Source organism: Reyranella sp. (genome assembly GCF_004297265.1).
In the GTDB taxonomy this organism is placed as follows: domain Bacteria; phylum Pseudomonadota; class Alphaproteobacteria; order Reyranellales; family Reyranellaceae; genus Reyranella.
Genome location: NZ_SCUT01000056.1, coordinates 95,756 through 113,901, shown reverse-complemented (window position 1 = coordinate 113,901; position 18,146 = coordinate 95,756). Strand labels below are relative to the sequence as shown.

Genomic DNA, 18,146 nt, shown 5'->3' with positions numbered 1-18,146 from the left:
GATCAGCTCGAGGGACGGCGCGGTCACGCGAGCGCCTTCAGGACCGCGGCCGAATGGGCGACCGCGCCGAACACGCCGCCCTGCATCTCGACCATCTTCAGCGCGGCGGCGTGGTTGCCGGGATCGGTGGCGCCGGTGCAATCCTCCAGGATCAGGCATTCGAAGCCGCGATCGTTGGCCTCGCGCATCGTGGTGTGGACGCAGACGTCGGTGGTGATACCGGTCAGCACGAGGTTGTCGATGCCGCGCGTGCGCAGCATCAGCTCGAGGTCGGTGGCGCAGAACGAGCCCTTGCCCGGCTTGTCGATGATCGGTTCGCCCGCGATCGGCGCGAGATCGGGGATGATCTCCCAGCCCGGCTCGCCGCGCACCAGGATGCGCCCGCAGGGGCCGGGATCGCCGATGCCGGCGCCGATCTGCTGCGAGCGCCAGCGCTTGTTGGGCGGCAGGTCCGAGAGGTCGGGCCGATGGCCCTCGCGCGTATGGATCACCGTCCAGCCGGCTTTTCGCGCGGCCGCGAGTAGGTTCCTGATCGGCTCGATCGGTGCACGCGTCAGCGAGAGGTCGTAGCCCATCTTGTCGACATAGCCGCCGACGCCGCAGAAGTCGGTCTGCATGTCGATGATGACCAGGGCGGTGTTGTCGGCCCGCAGCGCACCGTTCCACGGCCAGGCATAGGGGCGGGAGTCGATATGGGTCTTGCTCATGGCGGCTCCTACTTGACGGCGCCCAGCTCGCCCGGCGCACCGCGCAGGCTGCGCGCGGGCGAGCAGGTGGCGATCATCAGGGCGAGGGTGAGGACATAGGGCGCGGCGCTGAACAGGTAGTAACCCTGGGTCACGCCGACCGACTGCAGCGCCGGGCTGATCGCGCCGGCCGCGCCGAACAGCAGCGAGGCCCACAGGCAGCGGATCGGGTCCCAGCGCGCGAAGATGACCAGCGCCACGGCCATCAGGCCCTGGCCGCTCGACAGGCCCTCGTTCCAGCTTCCGGGATAATAGAGCGACAGGAAGGCGCCGCCGATGCCCGCGAAGGCACCGCCGACCGCGGTCGCCAGCAGCCGCACCCGGCCGACCGAGGCGCCGATCGCCAGCGCCGCATCGACGCTCTCGCCCGCGAGGCGCACGATCAGGCCCCAGCGCGTGTTCTTCAGCGCCCAGGCCAGGGCGAAGGCGAGCAGGATGCCGACGATGAACAGGGGATTGACCTGCAGCGCCTGCTGCACCTGCGGGATGCTGCTCCAGCCGCCGAGATCGAGCGCGCCGAGGTTGGGAGCCTTGGGCTGGATATAGGGCTTGCCCAGGAAGAAGGCGAGGCCGGTGCCGAACAGCATCAGGCCGATGCCGGTGGCGATGTCGTTGACCTTGGGGAGCTGGCAGAGCCCGGCATGCAGCGCGCCCAGCAGGAGGCCGACGAAGGCCGCGACCAGCACACCGAGCCACGGCGAGCCGCTCAGCAGGGCCGTGCCGTAAGCGCTCATCGCGCCCATCATCAAGGTGCCCTCGAGGCCGAGGTTGATGCGGCCGCTGCGCTCGGTCAGGCACTCGCCGAGGCTCACGAAGATGAAGGGGGTGCTGACGCGTATGGCGCCGGCCAGCATGGCCAGCGGTACGCCCCAGAGACCGATGTCGCTGCCGTCCATGTTCAGCGTCCCTCCGCCGCCCGGAAGCGCCACAACCAGGTCCACGAGCGGCCGTACAGCGTCTCGCTGGCCAGGATGCAGACGAAGATGATTCCCTGCAGCACCACCACCGCCGCATCCGGCAGGTCGAGCCGGCGTTGCAGCAGGCCGCCGCTGGCGCCGATGCCGCCCAGCAGGATGGCGACGGGAATGATCGCCAGCGGATGATGGCGCGCGAGGAACGAGACCAGGATGCCGGTGAAACCGTAGCCGACGGCCAGCGAGGCGTTGGCCTTGCCGTGCACCGCCGCCACCTCGACCATGCCGGCGAGACCCGCCGCCGCGCCGCCGGCGGCACAGGCGATCAGCACGTAACGGCCGACGTTCAGGCCCATCATGCGCGCGGTCTTGGGATTGCCGCCGATCACCTGCATGGCGAAGCCGAAGGTGGTGAAGCGCTGCACGACATAGCAGAGCAGGCACGCCACGATGCCGAAGGCGAGGCCCCAATGCACGTCGCTGCCGCCGATCGTGCCCAGCATGTTGGCGTCGCCGATCGGCGGGGTCGACGGCTTGTTGAGGCTCGTCGGATCGCGCAGCGGGCCCTCGACGAAGTGGTTCATCAGGGCGATGGCGATGTAGGTGAGCAGCAGGCTGGAGATCGTCTCGTTGACACCGCGATACTGGCGCAGGCCACCCGCCAGCGCGATCCAGGCACCGCCCACGATCATCGCCGCCGCCGCCATGGCGAGGTTGGTGACCAGCGGCCCGGAGGCCGCGACGGCGACGCCCGCGGCGGCGGCCGCGACGCCGCCCAGCACCAGCGCCCCCTCGTTGCCGATGATGATCAGTCCGAGCCGTGCCGGCAGCGCCGTGCACAGCGCCGTCAGGATCAGGGGTGCCGCGCGCGTCAGTGTGTTCTGGAAGGAGAACCAACTGCCGAATGCACCCTGGTACATGAGCGCGTAGGCCTCGAACGGATCGACGCCCGCATAGAGGATCAGCAGCAGGCCGAAGATCACCGCCGACGCCAGCAGAGCCAGCGCCGAGACGGCGATGCGTTCGAGGGCGGTGCCGATGCCCGTACTCACAACTGGGCCCTGGTCCGCGGCGCGGCTTAAGACGTCGCGCCGAGAACGCCTTCGACCAGGTAGTTCATCCCCTCGAGCTTGGGCTCGGTCTGGGTGTAGGCCGTGCCGCCGTCGATGACGGTGTTGCCCTTGTTGTCCTTGAGCGGGCCTTTGTAGATGGCGAAGCTGCCGTTCAGGATTCCGCTCTTCACCTCGTCGACCTTGGCCTTGGCGGCCTCCGACACGGCCGGTCCGAACGGCGAGGTGCGGACATAACCCTCCTTCAGGCCGCCGCGCACGAAGTTGCCCGGTACGCCGCCCTTCTTCATCGTCTCGACGAAGTCGACGTAGATCCGCTCCCAGTTCCACTCCGCGCCGGTGAGGTAGCCCTTGGGCGCAAGCTTCGCCTGGTTGGTGTGATAGCCGCTGGTGAAGATGCCGGCGCGCTCGGCGGTCTCGATCACGACCTTCGGGCTGTCGACATGGCAGGTCACGACGTCGACGCCCTGCGCGATCATCGAGTTGGTCGCCTCGGCCTCCTTGACGGGCAGCGACCAGTCGCCGGTGAAGATGACCTGGGTGGTGGCCTTCGGGTTCACCGAGCGCGCGCCCATGGTGAAGGCGTTGATATTGCGCAGCACCTGGGGGATCGGCTTGGCGGCGACGAAGCCCAGCTTGCCGCTCTTGGTCGTCATGCCGGCGACGATGCCGGCGAGATACTGCGCCTCGTCGATGTAGCCGAAGTAGCTGCCGGTGTTCATCGGGTTCTTGGCCTGGTTCCACAGGCCGCCGCAGTGGCGGAACTGGATCTTCGGATACTTGGCCGCCATGCGCAGCATGTGCGGGTCGAAGTAGCCGAACGAGGTCGGGAACAGCAGCGTGGCGCCGTCCATGTTGATCATGCTCTCCATCGATTTCTCGACGGCGACGGTCTCCGGCACCTTCTCTTCCTCGACGACCTTCACGCCGGCCATCTTCTTCAGCACGGCCGCAGCCTCGGCATGGGCCTGGTTGTAGCCGTAGTCGTCGCGCGGGCCGACATAGATGAAGCCCACCACCAGCGGCTTCTGCGCCTGGGCGCCGCCCGCGAGACCGAAAGCGGCTGCGCCGGCCGCGCCGCCCAGAAGTGCCCGTCGGCCGATATTGAACTTGTCGATCATCGAACGTCCCCCTCGATCGCGTGTCCGGCCGTCGCGGCCCGAAAGGGAAACAGCAAGCGGTGTGCCACGCCCTGGAGGCCCCAAAAGCAGGCGAATCCGCGAAGAAACGGCAAATTGCCCGCCTTAATTGTATGCAATTTCATCTCATTGCATTCTTTTTGTGCATGGATGAGTGCAATTCCTCCTTTGGCATCCATCTTGTATGCAGACTGGCATGAGCACCGACACCAACCCGACCCTGGCCGACAAGCTCGCCACGGCGATCGCCGACGGCATCCTCAACGGTAGGTTGCCGCCCGGCGAACGCCTCGATGAGGTGGGCCTCGCCGAGCAGCATGGCGTGTCGCGGACGCCGGTCCGCGAGGCGCTGCGCCAGCTGGCGATGAGCGGCCTGATCGACATGCGCCCGCGCAAGGGCGCGATCGTTTCCAAGGCGACGCCCGAAGAGATCGAAAGCCTGTTCGTGGCCATGGCCGAGATGGAGGCGACCTGCGCCCGGCTGGCGGCCATGAGCATGACGCCGGTCGAGCGGCGGCGCCTGCAGGCGCGGCACGAAGCGATGATGGCGCTCGCGGCAGCCGGCGACACCGAAGCCTATTCGGATGCCAACGTCGCCTTCCACTCGGCGATCTATGCCGGAGCCCACAATGCGCCGCTCGCCGAATACGCGATGAACCTGCGCCGCCGCGTCGGCCCCTACCGCCGCGCCCAGTTCCGCGTGGACGGCCGCCTGCTGCGCTCCAACCAGGAACACGACGCCGTCGTGCGCGCCATCGTCTCCGGCGACGCCGCCGGCGCCCACGCCGCCATGATCCACCACGTCAGCCTGGTCGAGGATGCGTTCGAGGCTTTCGCGGCGATCAACGCGGCGTAAAAGTCGTCCTGAGCGAAGCGAAGGACCTGGTAGAGCGAGCGAAGTACTCCGTTGCTGCCGTTAGATCCTTCGCTTCGCTCAGGATGACATGAATAAGGGGGCGTCGCTTCTAATTCAGCGCGAACGGGAAATACTTGTCGTTGATCTTCTTGTAGGTGCCGTCGGTCATCATCTCGCCGAAGGCCTTGTTGAGCGCCTCGCGCAGCTTGGCGTCTTCCTTGCGCAGGCCCGCCGCGACGCCGACGCCCAGCGTCTGCGTGTCCTTGATGTCCTGGCCGACCAGCTCGCAGCACTTGCCTTCGGGCTTCTGGCTCCACAGCCAGAGCTGCGCCTTGTCGCCGAACACCGCGTCGACCTCGTCGTTGGCCAGCGCGTTCAACGCCTCGGTGATCGAGTTGTAGCGCTTGAGCTGGGCGGAGCGGCGGAAGCTCTTGTCGGCCCAGTCGGCGTGCATCGAATCCTTCTGGATGCCGATGCGCTTGTTGCGCAGCAGCGACGGCGGCCCGTCGTACGGCGCGCCCTTGGGAGCGATGAAGGCACCCGGCGAAAGATAATAGCGGCGCGACAGGCCCATGCGCTGGCGCCGCTCGCGCGTCACTTCCATCGACGACATGATGATGTCGAACTTCTTGTCCAGCAGGCCCGGGATCAGCTCGTCCCATTTCAGCGCGACGAACTCGCACTCCGCCTTGATGCGCTGGCAGGCTTCCTGCGCCAGTTCCATCTCGAAGCCGGCGGGCAGGCCCTTGCGGTCGAGATAGTTGAAGGGCGGGAAGGCGCCCTCGGTGGCGATGGTGATCTTGAAGGCGGGTGGCGTGAACGGCGACTTCGGCCCCGGCTTGGCGGCCGGTGCCGCCGCGGGCTTGGCTGGCGGCTTCTGCGGCTGCTGCGCCGACGCGGCGCCCGTCATCGCAATCAGAGCCAGGAGACCGAGCATGAGCCTCATGCGACCAGCCGCTCCAGCAGCGCGTTGAGACGCTGCCGTCCCTCCGGCGTTGCGCGCAGATGCGTGGCGTCGAACTCGAGGAAGCCCGCGCGCACCAGCGGGTCGAGTCGCGCGGCGTCGATGGCTTCGACGGGATCGACGCCGGCGACGGACGCAAAGGTGGCGCGGTCGATGCCGTCGGCCAGCCTCAGTCCCATCATCAACGCCTCCTCCACCAGGTCCTGTCCCTCGACCGTCGACGTCTCCGCCGTGCCGTGGCCCGTCCGCTCGACGGACTCCAGCCAGGCTTCCGGTCCGCTCGACCGGCGGGTCGCCTTCTTGGCGCTGCCGACGGCGAAGCGGCCGTGCGCGCCCGGTCCGATGCCGACGTAATCCTGATACCGCCAATAGATCAAATTATGGCGGCAGGCAGCCCCCGGCCGCGCGTGGTTGGAAATCTCGTAGGCCGGCAGGCCGGCTTCGAAGAGCCGCGCCTGCGTCTGCTCGAACATCGCGGCCGACGCTTCCTCGTCCGGTAGCACGAAATTCCCGCGCGCGTGATCGGTGAAGAAGCGCGTCCCGCGTTCGATGGTGAGTTGGTAGAGCGACAGATGCTCGCCGGCCTGTGTGAGCGCCCGCTCCAGCTCCTCGGCCCAGGCCTCCGGCGTCTGGCCGGGCCGCGCGTAGATCAGGTCGAAGGAATGGCGCGCGAAGTGACGTCGCGCCGTGGCGAGCGCGTCCAGCGCCTCGTCGGTCGAATGCTCGCGGCCGAGGAACTTCAGCGACGCCGCATCGAGTGCCTGCACGCCCAGCGACACGCGGTTGACGCCGGCCTCGGCCAGCGCGGCGAAACGGCTGGCCTCGACCGAGGTCGGGTTGGCCTCGAGCGTGATCTCGATGTCCGGCGCGCTGTCCCAGAGTTCCTTCGTGCGCGCGATCAGCGCGGCGACGGTTTCCGGCTCCATCAGCGAGGGCGTGCCGCCGCCGAAGAACATCGTCTCGACCCGGCGGTCGGGAGCCTCGCGCGCGGCATGCTCCAGCTCGCGCAGCAGCGCCGCCCGCCAGCGCGCCTGCTCGACGCCGTCGCGGACATGGCTGTTGAAATCGCAATAGGGGCACTTCGACTTGCAGAAGGGCCAATGGACATAGACGCCCAGCGGCGCCGGGCTCATCCGAAGCAGGCCTCGACCATCATCCGGAAGGCGCGGCCGCGATGGCTGATGGCGTTCTTCTCGCTGTCCGACATTTCCGCCGTCGTGCGCGTCTCGCCGACCGGCTGGAAACACGGATCGTAGCCATGGCCGCCGGTGCCGCGCGGCGGCCAGACGATGGCGCCGTCGAGCGTGCCGTGGAACAGCTCGACATGCTCGTCGGGCCAGGCCAGCACCAGCACGCAATGGAAGGTCGCCCTGCGTGCCGCATCGGTCTGGGGCACCTTGCGCGCCGCGAGCTCGTCCTGGATGTGGCGCATACCGACCATGGCGTCGCGCGTCGGTCCTTCCCAGTCGGCGGTGTAGACGCCGGGCTGATGGTCGAGCGCGTGCACGCTGAGGCCGGAATCGTCGGCAAGCGCGGGAAGGCCGCTTGCCCGGACCGCCGCCAGCGCCTTCAGGGTGGCATTGTCCTCGAAGGTCGTGCCGGTCTCGTCCGGCGACGGCAGGCCGAGATCGCCGGCCGAGACGATCTCGACGCCGAACGGGGTCAGCATGGTGCGGATCTCGCCCGCCTTGCCGCGATTGTGGGTCGCCACAACGAGTTTGGGCAGGGCGAAGCGGCGGGCCATCAGTCGAGCCCGACGGCGGCACGCTGCATCTTGGTCAGCTCGCCGATGCCCTTCTTGGCGAGCGCCAGCAGCTCGAGAAACTGCGCTTCGGTGAAGGGGTCCGTCTCGGCGGTGCCCTGAACCTCGACGATGCCGCCCGTGCCCGTCAGCACGAAGTTGGCGTCGGCCTCGGCCTTGGAATCCTCGGGATAGTCGAGGTCGAGCACGGCGGTGCCCTCCCACAGGCCGCACGACACCGCGGCGACCGTGCCGGACAGCGGATTGGCCGCCAGCTTGCCGTCCTTGATCAGGCGCTGGTAGGCGAAGTGCAGGGCGACCCAGGCGCCGGTGATGCTGGCCGTGCGCGTGCCGCCATCGGCCTGCAGCACGTCGCAGTCGATGTTGATCTGCCGCTCGCCCATGGCCTGCAGGTTCACGACGGCGCGCAGCGAGCGGCCGATCAGGCGCTGGATCTCCTGGGTGCGACCCGACTGCTTGCCGCGCGCGGCCTCACGGTCCATGCGGGTATGGGTCGAGCGCGGCAGCATGCCGTATTCGGCCGTGACCCAGCCCTTGCCGCTGTTGCGCATCCACGGCGGCACCTTCTCGTCGACCGATGCGGTGCAGAGGACATGGGTGTCGCCGAACTTCACCAGGCACGACCCCTCGGCGTGACGGGAAAAGCCGGGTTCCAGGGAAACCGGGCGAAGCTGGTCGGGGGCGCGGCCTGATGGGCGCATTTATTTCTCCTGAGGGGCGGGCGGCCGGTGTGTAGCGCCCGGGAGAAGGCGAATCCAGCCGCCATACCGCATTCGAGCCGGCGTTCATTGACCGTGCCCTCCGCACTACCTACATTTTTCCCATGGCGATTCACCGCATCGGCATGCCCGGGGGTGCCCATGCCGACACCCCGACAGGTCAGCGAGCCGCCTCCGTGGCGGAACTGAACGAGCGCGCCCGCGAGGTGCTGCGCCATGTCGTGGAAGGCTATGTCGAAACCGGCGAACCGGTGGGCTCCCGCGCCCTCACCCGCAAGCTCACCGAAACCCTGTCGCCGGCCACGATCCGCAACATCATGGCCGACCTGCAGGATGCCGGCCTGCTCTATGCGCCGCATACCTCGGCCGGCCGGTTACCGACCGATGCCGGGCTGAAACTGTTCGTGAATGGCCTGCTCGAGGTCGGCAACGTCTCCGAGGAGGAGCGCGAATCGATCGAGGCGCGCTGCGCTCCCTCGGGCCGCAGCGTCACCGAGGCGCTGGAACAGGCGACCGCGATGCTGTCGGGCCTGTCGCGCTGCGCCGGCCTCGTGATGGCGCCCAAGACCGAACAGCCGCTGAAGCACATCGAGTTCGTCAATCTCGGGCCGGGCCGCGCGCTGGTCGTGACGGTGACGCAATCGGGCCATGTCGAGAACCGCGTGATCGACACGCCCATCGGCATGCCGCCCTCGGCGCTGACCGAGGCCAGCAACTATCTCAACGCGCGGCTGAGCGGCCGTACCTTCGACGAGGCGCGCCGGCTGATACTGGAAGACATCAAGCTGAAGCGCGCCGAGCTGAACGACCTCACCGCGCGCGTGATCGAATCGGGCCTGGCGACCTGGTCCGGCGAGCCCGGCGGCGGCGCGCTGATCGTGCGCGGCCAGGCGCGGCTGCTGGAGGACATCACGGCGATCGAGGATCTGGAAAGGGTGCGCATCCTGTTCGACGCTCTGGAGCGCGGCGAAAGCTTCGTGCGCCTGCTCGAACTCGCCAACACCGCGTCGGGCGTGCAGATCTTCATCGGCGCCGACAACCCGCTGTTCGCCAATACCGGCTGCTCGATGGTGGTCGCCCCGTTCCGCGATTCGCAGGAACGGATCCTCGGCGCCATCGGCGTGATCGGTCCCACGCGCCTCAACTACGCGCGCATCATCCCGCTGGTCGACTACACCGCCCGCGCGATTGGAAGAGTGGTTGGCTGATTCATATTCCTTTCCCCGAGCAGGGGGAGAGGAGGAAGAACTCACCAATCCTTCTCGTCGAAATCCTCGAACTGCTTCATGCGCACGTCCTCCTCCGAAGGAGGCCGTGCCTCTTCGTCGGCGGCATGTGAGAGGACACGAAGGCGTGTCTCGCGGGTGAGCAGCGGCACCAGCTCCAGGAGATCGTCGCGCGAGAAGGCGACGCAGCCCTGCGTGCCGGCATAGTCGTCGCGCGCGATGTGGAGGAAGATGGCGCTGCCCCATTCGCCTTCCGGCGGGTCGTCGTTGTAGCCGACCACGACGACGAGGTCGTAGAGCCCGTCCTCGCGCCACATCTTCTCGTGGCTCCATTCGTTGGGAATGCTGACCAGCCGGTTGTAGGTCGGCGAGCGTGGGTCGTCGCACCAGCCGTCGTGCTCGTTGATCGGCCGTGCCGGAAGGTTGACCTTGGGCAGGACCAGCCGGTCGTTGCGGAAATAGATCCGGCGCAGCGGGAACTCACCGACCGGCGTCGCGGAATCGCCCTCGACCTTGTCTTCGCGGATGCCGCCTGCACCCACCGTGCAACGCCAGCGCCGCCCGCCCAGGGTGGCCCACCCCAGGGAGGTTTCGGCCGAATCGGCCTGTACGATCAGGACATTCTCGTCGGTCATTGCCCAGCACTCCGGTGCCCTTCATAAAGGCACGCTCTTGAGGGAGAAAGCGATGGCTTATGTCGTAACCCCGCCGGCCACCGTCGGCGTGCCGGTCCACGGAACCGGCGACCTGTTCCCGGTGCGCCGCATCTTCTGCGTCGGCCGCAACTATGCCGCCCATGCCCGCGAGATGGGACACGATCCCGACCGCGAGCCGCCGTTCTTCTTCACCAAGCCGGCCGACGCGATCGTGATCTGCGCGGATCCGAAGAATCCGACCAGGGTCGCCTATCCGCCCGCCACCAAGAACCTGCACCACGAGATGGAGCTGGTCGTCGCGATGAAGTCGGGCGGCGCCGACATCCCGGTCGAGAAGGCGCTGGAGCACGTCTACGGCTACGGCGTCGGCCTCGACATGACGCGTCGCGATCTCCAGAACCAGGCCAAGGACATGGGCCGCCCGTGGGACATGGGCAAGGGCTTCGACCAGTCCGCGCCGATCGGCGAGATCTATCCGGCCGCGAAGATCGGCCATCCGTCGAAGGGCACCATCCAGCTCGACGTGAACGGCAAGACCCGCCAGAAGTCCGACCTCAACGCGCTCATCTGGAGCGTGCCCGAGACGATCTCCTACCTGTCGGGCCTCGTCACCCTGGCGGCCGGCGACCTCATCTACACCGGCACGCCCGACGGCGTGGCCGCGGTGGTGAAGGGCGACACGCTGTCCGGCTTCGTCGACGGCTGCGGCACGGTGACGTGCGTTTTGGTCTGACGCGGGAAGCGCGCAACTAAAGTTGTTGCGCGCGGAAAGTATCGCACTGGCGGGGATCGCCCGTGTCCAACCCCTTGCGGAACCAGCGCGCGCGCTGAGCGCTGGTGCCGTGGGTGAAGCTGTCGGGCACCACGCGGCCCTGGCTCTGCCTCTGTAGGGCGTCGTCGCCGATCGCGGTGGCGGCGGCCAGCGCCTGGTCCACGTCCTTGTCGTCGATCATCCGGCCGCCGCGCTGCCTGTCGGCGCGGTTGGCCCAGACGCCCGCAAAGCAGTCGGCCTGGAGTTCGACCCGCACCGACAGCGCGTTGCCGTCGCGCTTGCTCATGCTCTGCTGCATCTGCTGGACCTTGGCCGAGATGCCGAGCTGGTTCTGCACGTGATGGCCGATCTCGTGGGCGATCACATAGGCCTGCGGGAACTGGCCCGGCGCGCGGAAGCGGCGCGCCAGCTCGTCGAAGAAGCCGAGGTCGAGATAGACCCTCTGGTCCGCCGGGCAATAGAACGGCCCCATCGCCGCCTGGCCGACGCCGCACTGGGTGCGCGTGGCGTCGCGGAACAGCACCAGCTTGGGATCGCGATACTGGCGGCCCATGCCCTGGAAGATCTCGTGCCACACATCCTCGGTGCTCTTCAGCACGCGCGACACGAACTGCGTCTCGGCGTCGCCGGCCGGCGCCGGCGTGCCCGGCGTGCGGCTGGCCGAGGAGGAGGGTGGCGCCGGCGCATAGCTCGAGGTGCCGCCGCCCGCGATGTCGCTCAGGATGGCGCCGGGATCGGCGCCCATGATCATGGCGATGACGACGAAGGCCACCAGGCCGAAGCCGCCCTTGAACAGGCCGCCGCCCCCGCCGCCCATCGGGATGGGAAAGCCGCCGCCGAATCCCCCGCCGCCGAACCCGCCGCCTTCGCTGCGGCGATCCTCGATGTTGCTGCTCTCGTCGCCATCCATTCGCATGGATCAGGTCTCCTTGGCCGGCATGTTCCCGGCGAGATCGTCTCCGGATCGTCTATAATGCCCGGTGATGAGCCTCACCATTGCGACCTGGAACATAAATTCGGTCCGGCTGCGGATCGCAAACGTCGAACGGTACCTGAAGTTGCGCAAGCCCGACGTGCTGTGCCTCCAGGAGACCAAGTGCCCGGACGAATTCTTTCCGCACGAGGCCTTCGAGCGCATGGGCTACGCGCACCGGTTCGTGCAGGGGATGAAGGCCTATAACGGCGTGGCGATCCTGTCGAAGGTGCCGTTCGCCGCCGGCACCATCCATCACCGCTGCGGCAAGGAGGATTGCCGTCACGTCGAGGTCGCGCTCGATGTCGGCTCCGACCCGATCCTGCTCGACAATCTCTACATCCCGGCCGGCGGCGACATTCCCGATCCCGACCTCAACGTGAAGTTCGCGCACAAGCTCGACTTCTACCGCGAGATGGCGGACTGGTACGCCGCGCGCAAGCCCGGTCCGCGCGCCCGCAAGGGCCTGCGCCGCATCACCGTGGGCGATCTCAACGTGGCGCCGCTGGAGCACGACGTGTGGAGCCACAAGCAGCTCCTCAAGATCGTGTCGCACACGCCGATCGAAGTGGAACTGTTCGGCAAGCTGCAGGCCTCGCTCGACTGGATCGACGTGCCGCGCCGCTTCGTGGCCGCCGACCAGAAGCTCTATTCGTGGTGGAGCTACCGCAACAACGACTGGCGCGTTTCCAACCGCGGCCGCCGGCTCGACCACATCCTGGCGAGCCCCGCCCTTGCGGGAGCGATCCGCAGTCATCACATCGACGTCGATCTGCGCGATTGGGAGAAGGCATCGGACCATGTGCCGGTGTCGGCAACGTTCGAGGTCTAGTGTGAAGTCTGGGGGGAGCCCGCCATGCTGCAAATCATCGTCACCATCCTGATCGGCTTCGTCGTCGGTCTCCTGGCCCGCTGGATCGGTCCCGGCGCCCAGATCCAGGGCTTCTGGATCACCGTCCTGGTCGGTGTCGTGGGCTCGGTGATCGCCACCTATGGCGGCCAGGCGCTCGGCCTCTACCGCGCCGGCCAGCCGGCCGGCTTCATCGGTTCGGTGATCGGCGCGATCGTCCTGCTGGCTCTCGTGCAGCTCTTCGGCCGTTAGTTCCGCCGCATCAATGGAGCGCGCCACTCCAGTGACGCTCAAGATCATGATTGCGCCACTGGAGTGGCGCGCTCCATTGAGTCAGCTCACGCGATAGAGAAAATACCGGTCCTTCGGCACTCCCGGAGGCTCGGGCAGGCGCTGCCAGCGCGCGACGTCGAGCGCCTGGTTGGCCAGCACGTAGCTGCCGGAGGCGGCCAGCCGGTCGAGCGCCGGCCCCAGCCATTTGCCCATCGCGACGTTCGCGTCGTGGTCGCCGGTGCCGAGATCGGTGTGGATCAGCGCGGCCGTCGCGCCGAGTTTTCCTGCGGCTTCCTCGATCGTCCGGTCGGCGTCGCCGAGGAACAGCCGGTCGTCGGGCGGGATGCAGTCGGGATGGGCCGCCACCTTGCGCTCGAACACATAGATGTCGCGGCCGGGAAAGAGCTCGCGCAGGTGATCGTAGGTGCGGCCGTTGCCCAGGCCGACTTCGAGGATCGGACCCGGCACGGCGTCGATGGCGGGCTTCAGGAAATTCAGGCAGTCGCGCTGCGCCTGCATGCGCGCGATGAAACTGTCGAGACGGCTCATATTGATGCGATCAGGCGGCCCGGGTGGCGGCGCGCAGTTTCTGGTTGGTGTCCTCGAGTCGGTGCGCCAGCTCGCGCATGATCTCGATCGCCATCTCCGGGAACTCCGCGACCAGGCGATAGAACATGTCCTTGGTGATCTTGAGCGTGGCGAGCGGCTCCTTGGCCTTGATGGTCGCGGTGCGCGGCACGTCGCACAGGATGGCGATCTCGCCGAAGAAACTGTTGCGCTTCATCTCGGCAACGGCGATCTGGCCGTTCGGCGTATCGATCAGCACGTCGGCCGTGCCGCCCAGGATGACGTACATCGTGTCGCCGGGATCGCCCTGGTGACAGACCTCCTGGCCGATGCCGAAGTTCACCCGCTCGCTGGTGAAGGCCAGCAGCTTCAGTCGCGCCTGCTCGACCTTCGAGAAGATCGGCACGCCCTTCAGGAGTTCAACTTCTTCGTTGAGGTTCATCGTGTCCTCCTCGTGCCTACCCCGACGCCATCAGGTCGGTGTAGAGCCCGCCTCTTGCCGCCAGCTCCGACGGCGATCCCTGGGCGACCACGCGGCCACCCTGCATAACGACGATCTGCTCAAACGGCTGCGCCTGGCTGGGCCGGTTGGCGATCCAGAACACGCCGCAGGCCCGCTCGCAAGCATCGGCCAGGATGTTGTCGCGAATGCGGTCCTGGGTGCGGCCGTCGAACATGGCCACGGCTTCGTTGACCACCACGAGCTGCGGCCGCTTGATCAGGGCACGGGCGATCCCGAGTTTCTGGCGCTGGCTCGCCGGCAATCTCTTGCCGCCGACGCCGACATTGTACTCCAGTCCGACCTCGATCACCGAATCGCGCAGGCCGAGTTCGTCGAACACCTGGGCGATCAGGGTGCCGATGCGCTCGCCGGCCTGCGCCTGGCCGTAGACCAGACGGCCGAACAGGATGTTGTCCTGCAGGGTGGCGGCGCTGTTGTAGCGTTCGAAATCGTAGAACTCGACGGCGTCGCGCAGGCTGGCCGGCAGGCCCTCGGCGAAGGCGCGGCGGGCGCCCAGGATCCGCTCCTCCATGGCCGCGTCGATCAGGCCGAGGCGATGGCGTGCTTCGATGTAACGGAACGGCAGCGTCATCAGGCGGATGCGGTCGGCCTCGGGGACCGCCTCGATGCCCTTGCCGCCGAGGCGTTGCAGCAGCAGGCGGACGTTCGGCAGCTCGTCGGCCGAGATGAAGCTGTACTGCTCGAACAACGGATTGTCGGGCGACAGGCCGGAGAACAGTTCGACCATGGTCTCGGCGATGGTGAGTCCCATGCGCTGCAGGTCGAGATCCAGTCCCGTCTTCTGCAGCACCGACATCACGTAGGGATCGGCCGCCAGGTTGTCGCCGTCGAACTGCTTGCCGAGCGCCGTGCCGAACAGCAGGTTCTCGGCGACCGACAGGTTCTTGTTGTAGTGGTCGGCGTTGAACGGCTCAACCAGGCCGGCATAGGTACCGTCCTGGAGATGCTCGTGCAGCGTATGCCGCGCCTTCAGGATCTTCTCGGCGAGGTCGGGCCGTGCCGCCGCATCGATCGTGCCGCGCAGGCCCAGCGAATAGATGTCCTCGTCGAGTTCGACCTGCTTCAGTGTCCGCACCATGCACGGCAGCAGGTCGGCCGGGCCGGTGGCGCCGGCCAGCTCGTAGTCGACCCAGTCGGCGTTGGGATCGAAGGCCGGATTGCCGGCGCGTACCGATTCCTTCCAGAACGTCTCGCGCAGTGCCCGTGTCGCCTCGTCGTAGGTCGCCGGCGCCACGGGCCGCAGCTTCAGACCGAACAGGAGATTGTCGCGAACGGACAGGGGGAAGAGGTAGGTATCCTGCCCGACATAGGCGAGCCGCGCGCCGAGGGCATATTCCGGGATCTGGAAGAAATCCTTGCCGTCGACGCGGATCGTGCCGCTGGCCGGCAGGGTCTGGCGCGCCAGCACCTGGCCCAGCACTTCCTTGCCCGAACCCGAGCCGCCGATCACGGCCACGCGACTGCTGGTCGACAGGGTGAGCGAGAGATTGTCGAGCTGCTTGACCCGGCCGTCCTCGGTCACGACTACCCCGACCAGAGCCAGCTCCTTGCCGAGCGGCGGCGGCGGTCCGTCCGGAATCGCCTGCAGCTCCGGTGGCATCATGCCCTCGGGCTGGAACTGGTCGATCACCTGCTCGTACTTGATCTGCACGTCCTGGCGCTGCTGGTCCCAGTCGATCAGCTCCTTGATCGGCGACGGCAGGTCCTTGTAGGCGAGCAGGACGCCGACCACGGCGCCGACGTCCATCTGGCCGGTGATCGCGAAGTAGCCGCCCACCAGGTAGATGGCGAAGGGTGTCGCCTGCGACAGGATGTTGTTCCAGAATTTGGCGACGAACTTCTTCTGGTAGAGGTCGAACCGGATCTTGAAGATGAGGCCCAGCCGTTCGGAGATGTCGGCGCGCTCGTAGTTCGCGGCGCCATGGATGTGGATCTCGTGCACGCCGTCGGCAGTCTCGGCAATGCGGCCGGCGAGCTGCCGGGCCGAGATCTGGCGCTGGCGGCCGAGCACCAGCACGGGTTTCCTGAGGCGCGGGATGATGGCCATCTGCACCGCCAGCAGCACGATGACGATGATCCCGAGCAGCCAGTTCTGCATCATGATGAAGATGATGGCGGTGAGGGCCTGGCCGCCCAGGAACATGGGCTGGACGAAGGCGTCGCCGATGAAGCCGCCCAGCGGCTCGACCTCGTCCTTCACCATGGTCGCGAGTTCGGCCTGCTTGACCTTGCGGAAGTGGGCCGGCGGAAAACGCAGGATACGATCGTAGAGCTCGTAGCGCAGGCGGCGCAGCATGCGCTCGCCCATGCGGCCCTTCTGGGTGTTGATCGTCTTCTTGAACTGGCCGTTGATGATCACCGCTCCCAGGAAGACGAAGCTCATCACCACGAGATACTGGAGCTGGTCGACCTGGAATCCGTCGAAGAAGCGGATGACCCTGCCGGGGAAGATGGCGGAGAGGTCCAGCTCCCAGACCAGGAAGGGGATGGTCTTGCTGTCCTTGAACGCGTTGCCCTGGATGCCGTTGTTGATGACCGACTTCGGCACCGTCAGCGACATGAAGTAGAAAACCTGGGCCAGGACCACCAGCAGCAGGATCACGACCTGTTCGGGCCGGCTGTGTCGCCAGATGTAGGAGAAGAGACTGCGTTCCATGAATCCTGCGCCGCCGCGATCCAGTCTCCCCCTATAGGCGATCAGTGCCTTGATTACATTAGATATTTGCCGGGTTGCCGCACCCGGCTTCGCGGCCCCTGCGGCTTGTGGCATAGTCTGACCGTCGTTCACCGGTCGGGGCAGCTGCTTCGGCGAGGGAGAGGCCAATGCCCGCCAGCACCCGGTCCAAACGCGTACTGCTCTACAGCCACGACTCGTTCGGTCTCGGCCATGTGAGCCGTTGCCGTACGATCGCCAACGCCATCGTCGAGGCCGACCATTCCGTGTCGGTGCTCATCCTGTCCGGCTCGCCGGTGGTCGGTTCTTATGAATTCCGGTCGGGCGTGGACTTCGTGCGCATCCCCGGCGTCGTGAAGATCGAGACCGGCGAATACGACTCGGCCAACCTGCGCATGAACGTCGAGCATACGCTCGAGATGCGCACCCGCATCATCCGCGATACCGCCGACATCTTCCGTCCCGACCTTTTCATCGTCGACAAGGAGCCGCTCGGTCTGCGCGGTGAGGTCGGACCCGCCCTGCGCCTGCTCAAGGATCGCGGCACGCCGCTGATCCTCGGCCTGCGCGACGTGATGGACGATCCCACCCAGCTCGCCAAGGAGTGGGAGCGCAAGAACGTCGTGCCCGCGCTGCGCGACCTCTACGACGAGATCTGGGTCTACGGCCTGCCGCAGGTCAACAAGCCGCTGACCGGCATCGACGTGCCGCCCTCGGTGCGCCACAAGATGGTCTACACGGGCTATCTGCGGCGCGAACTGCCGTTGCATGGCGACGTGCCGCACGAGATGGAGGAGATCGACGGTCCCTTCATCCTGGTAACACCGGGCGGTGGCGGCGACGGCGTCGAGCTCGTGGACTGGGTGCTCGCGGCGTACGAGGCCGACCCCAATATTCCCTACGGTGCGGTCATCGTGTTCGGCCCGTTCATGCCGGCCACGGCGCGCGAAGCCTTCAAGGAACGCGCTGCGAAGTTTCCGAACATCCGGACCCTCACCTTCACCAACAATCTCGGCGCCCTGATGCAGAGCGCCGCCGGTGTGGTCGCCATGGGCGGCTACAATACGTTCTGCGAGATCCTGTCGTTCGACAAGCGTGCGATCATCGTGCCGCGCACACATCCGCGCCTCGAGCAGTTCATCCGCGCCCGCGCAGCCCGCAACATCGGCCTGATCGAGATGCTGGATCCCAATCGCGGTCGCGACCCGCAGGCGATGGCCACGGCACTACGCCACCTGCCGCAGCAGGGCCTGCCGAGCGACGTCGTGGTGCCGGGCCTGCTCGACGGGCTGGGCAGCGTCTGGCGGCTCGTGTCCAAGCAGCTTTCCCATCCGCATCGCGGCCCGGCCTCGCTCGATGCCGCGGAGGCACTGGATGCGTATACGGGCGGCGAACTCGCCTCGGCGGACCCCGTTCCGTTGCCGGGACGCCACCGCAGCTGATTTCCCGGACACCGATGTCG

General features: G+C 67.2%; 19 protein-coding genes. 6 read left to right on the top strand and 13 right to left on the bottom strand.

Annotation, left to right across the window (positions count from 1 at the left end):
- Positions 1-23: 23 nt before the first annotated feature.
- Genes EPO41_RS25585 through EPO41_RS25570 form a run of 4 tightly spaced genes read right to left on the bottom strand, consistent with a single transcriptional unit; the run spans position 24 to position 3,851 of the window.
- Complete coding sequence (locus tag EPO41_RS25585) at positions 24-707, bottom strand: isochorismatase family cysteine hydrolase (protein WP_296331636.1); 684 nt, start codon at positions 705-707, stop codon at positions 24-26.
- Positions 708-715: 8 nt separating this feature from the next.
- Positions 716-1,642, bottom strand: coding sequence for an ABC transporter permease (locus EPO41_RS25580; RefSeq protein WP_296331634.1), 927 nt, complete (start codon positions 1,640-1,642; stop codon positions 716-718).
- A gap of 2 nt (positions 1,643-1,644) precedes the next feature.
- Entirely contained in the window at positions 1,645-2,712 is a 1,068-nt protein-coding gene (locus EPO41_RS25575; protein WP_296331632.1) for an ABC transporter permease, read from the bottom strand.
- 26 nt (positions 2,713-2,738) lie between these two features.
- On the bottom strand, positions 2,739-3,851 hold the full coding sequence (locus tag EPO41_RS25570; protein ID WP_296331630.1) for a BMP family ABC transporter substrate-binding protein: 1,113 nt from the start codon (positions 3,849-3,851) through the stop codon (positions 2,739-2,741).
- Positions 3,852-4,065: 214 nt separating this feature from the next.
- On the opposite strand from EPO41_RS25570, the gene EPO41_RS25565 reads away from it, so the two are divergent.
- Positions 4,066-4,725, top strand: coding sequence for a GntR family transcriptional regulator (locus EPO41_RS25565; protein ID WP_296331628.1), 660 nt, complete (start codon positions 4,066-4,068; stop codon positions 4,723-4,725).
- Positions 4,726-4,834: 109 nt separating this feature from the next.
- Here the strand turns inward: EPO41_RS25565 and EPO41_RS25560 are convergent, their stop codons facing one another.
- The 4 genes from EPO41_RS25560 to rph are packed head-to-tail and all read right to left on the bottom strand — an operon-like array spanning position 4,835 to position 8,152.
- On the bottom strand, positions 4,835-5,671 hold the full coding sequence (locus EPO41_RS25560; RefSeq protein WP_296331627.1) for a transporter substrate-binding domain-containing protein: 837 nt from the start codon (positions 5,669-5,671) through the stop codon (positions 4,835-4,837).
- On the bottom strand, positions 5,668-6,822 hold the full coding sequence (gene hemW / locus EPO41_RS25555) for a radical SAM family heme chaperone HemW (RefSeq protein WP_296331624.1): 1,155 nt from the start codon (positions 6,820-6,822) through the stop codon (positions 5,668-5,670). Before hemW ends, EPO41_RS25560 begins: the two co-directional genes overlap by 4 nt.
- Entirely contained in the window at positions 6,819-7,433 is a 615-nt protein-coding gene (gene rdgB, locus EPO41_RS25550) for an RdgB/HAM1 family non-canonical purine NTP pyrophosphatase (protein WP_296331622.1), read from the bottom strand. Before rdgB ends, hemW begins: the two co-directional genes overlap by 4 nt.
- The gene (gene rph / locus EPO41_RS25545) at positions 7,433-8,152 is read right to left on the bottom strand and encodes a ribonuclease PH (protein ID WP_296331620.1); all 720 of its coding nucleotides are present in this window, start codon (positions 8,150-8,152) and stop codon (positions 7,433-7,435) included. The genes rdgB and rph overlap by 1 nt, the downstream gene beginning before the upstream one ends.
- A 122-nt stretch (positions 8,153-8,274) precedes the next feature.
- Between rph and hrcA the strand changes: the two genes are divergently transcribed.
- Positions 8,275-9,378, top strand: coding sequence for a heat-inducible transcriptional repressor HrcA (gene hrcA, locus EPO41_RS25540; RefSeq protein ID WP_296331618.1), 1,104 nt, complete (start codon positions 8,275-8,277; stop codon positions 9,376-9,378).
- 41 nt (positions 9,379-9,419) lie between these two features.
- Here the strand turns inward: hrcA and EPO41_RS25535 are convergent, their stop codons facing one another.
- Positions 9,420-10,031, bottom strand: a complete 612-nt coding sequence (locus tag EPO41_RS25535) for a L,D-transpeptidase family protein (protein WP_296331616.1) — start codon at positions 10,029-10,031, stop codon at positions 9,420-9,422.
- A gap of 52 nt (positions 10,032-10,083) precedes the next feature.
- On the opposite strand from EPO41_RS25535, the gene EPO41_RS25530 reads away from it, so the two are divergent.
- The gene (locus tag EPO41_RS25530) at positions 10,084-10,785 is read left to right on the top strand and encodes a fumarylacetoacetate hydrolase family protein (protein ID WP_296331614.1); all 702 of its coding nucleotides are present in this window, start codon (positions 10,084-10,086) and stop codon (positions 10,783-10,785) included.
- A gap of 16 nt (positions 10,786-10,801) precedes the next feature.
- Here the strand turns inward: EPO41_RS25530 and EPO41_RS25525 are convergent, their stop codons facing one another.
- Positions 10,802-11,740 carry a neutral zinc metallopeptidase gene (locus tag EPO41_RS25525; protein ID WP_296331612.1) on the bottom strand — a complete coding sequence of 313 codons (939 nt, stop codon included), beginning with the start codon at positions 11,738-11,740 and terminating at the stop codon, positions 10,802-10,804.
- 67 nt (positions 11,741-11,807) lie between these two features.
- Here EPO41_RS25525 and EPO41_RS25520 point away from each other — a divergent pair, with 67 nt between their 5' ends.
- Together EPO41_RS25520 and EPO41_RS25515 are read left to right on the top strand one after the other, a co-directional pair.
- On the top strand, positions 11,808-12,629 hold the full coding sequence (locus tag EPO41_RS25520) for an exodeoxyribonuclease III (protein WP_296331610.1): 822 nt from the start codon (positions 11,808-11,810) through the stop codon (positions 12,627-12,629).
- A gap of 24 nt (positions 12,630-12,653) precedes the next feature.
- Positions 12,654-12,899 (top strand): GlsB/YeaQ/YmgE family stress response membrane protein, encoded by a 246-nt coding sequence (locus tag EPO41_RS25515; protein WP_363247529.1) that lies wholly within the window; start codon positions 12,654-12,656, stop codon positions 12,897-12,899.
- An 81-nt stretch (positions 12,900-12,980) separates the two neighbouring features.
- Here the strand turns inward: EPO41_RS25515 and EPO41_RS25510 are convergent, their stop codons facing one another.
- From EPO41_RS25510 to EPO41_RS25500, 3 genes are read right to left on the bottom strand one after another with little or no spacing between them, the layout of a single operon-like run.
- On the bottom strand, positions 12,981-13,469 hold the full coding sequence (locus tag EPO41_RS25510; protein ID WP_296331608.1) for a class I SAM-dependent methyltransferase: 489 nt from the start codon (positions 13,467-13,469) through the stop codon (positions 12,981-12,983).
- A gap of 10 nt (positions 13,470-13,479) precedes the next feature.
- Positions 13,480-13,929: a Crp/Fnr family transcriptional regulator gene (locus EPO41_RS25505; RefSeq protein ID WP_296331606.1), complete on the bottom strand. Its 450-nt coding sequence runs from the start codon at positions 13,927-13,929 to the stop codon at positions 13,480-13,482.
- A gap of 16 nt (positions 13,930-13,945) precedes the next feature.
- On the bottom strand, positions 13,946-16,666 hold the full coding sequence (locus tag EPO41_RS25500; protein ID WP_296331604.1) for an ABC transporter ATP-binding protein: 2,721 nt from the start codon (positions 16,664-16,666) through the stop codon (positions 13,946-13,948).
- Between the two features lie 167 nt (positions 16,667-16,833).
- Between EPO41_RS25500 and EPO41_RS25495 the strand changes: the two genes are divergently transcribed.
- Entirely contained in the window at positions 16,834-18,126 is a 1,293-nt protein-coding gene (locus tag EPO41_RS25495; protein WP_296331602.1) for a glycosyltransferase, read from the top strand.
- The last annotated feature ends 20 nt before the right edge of the window (positions 18,127-18,146 follow it).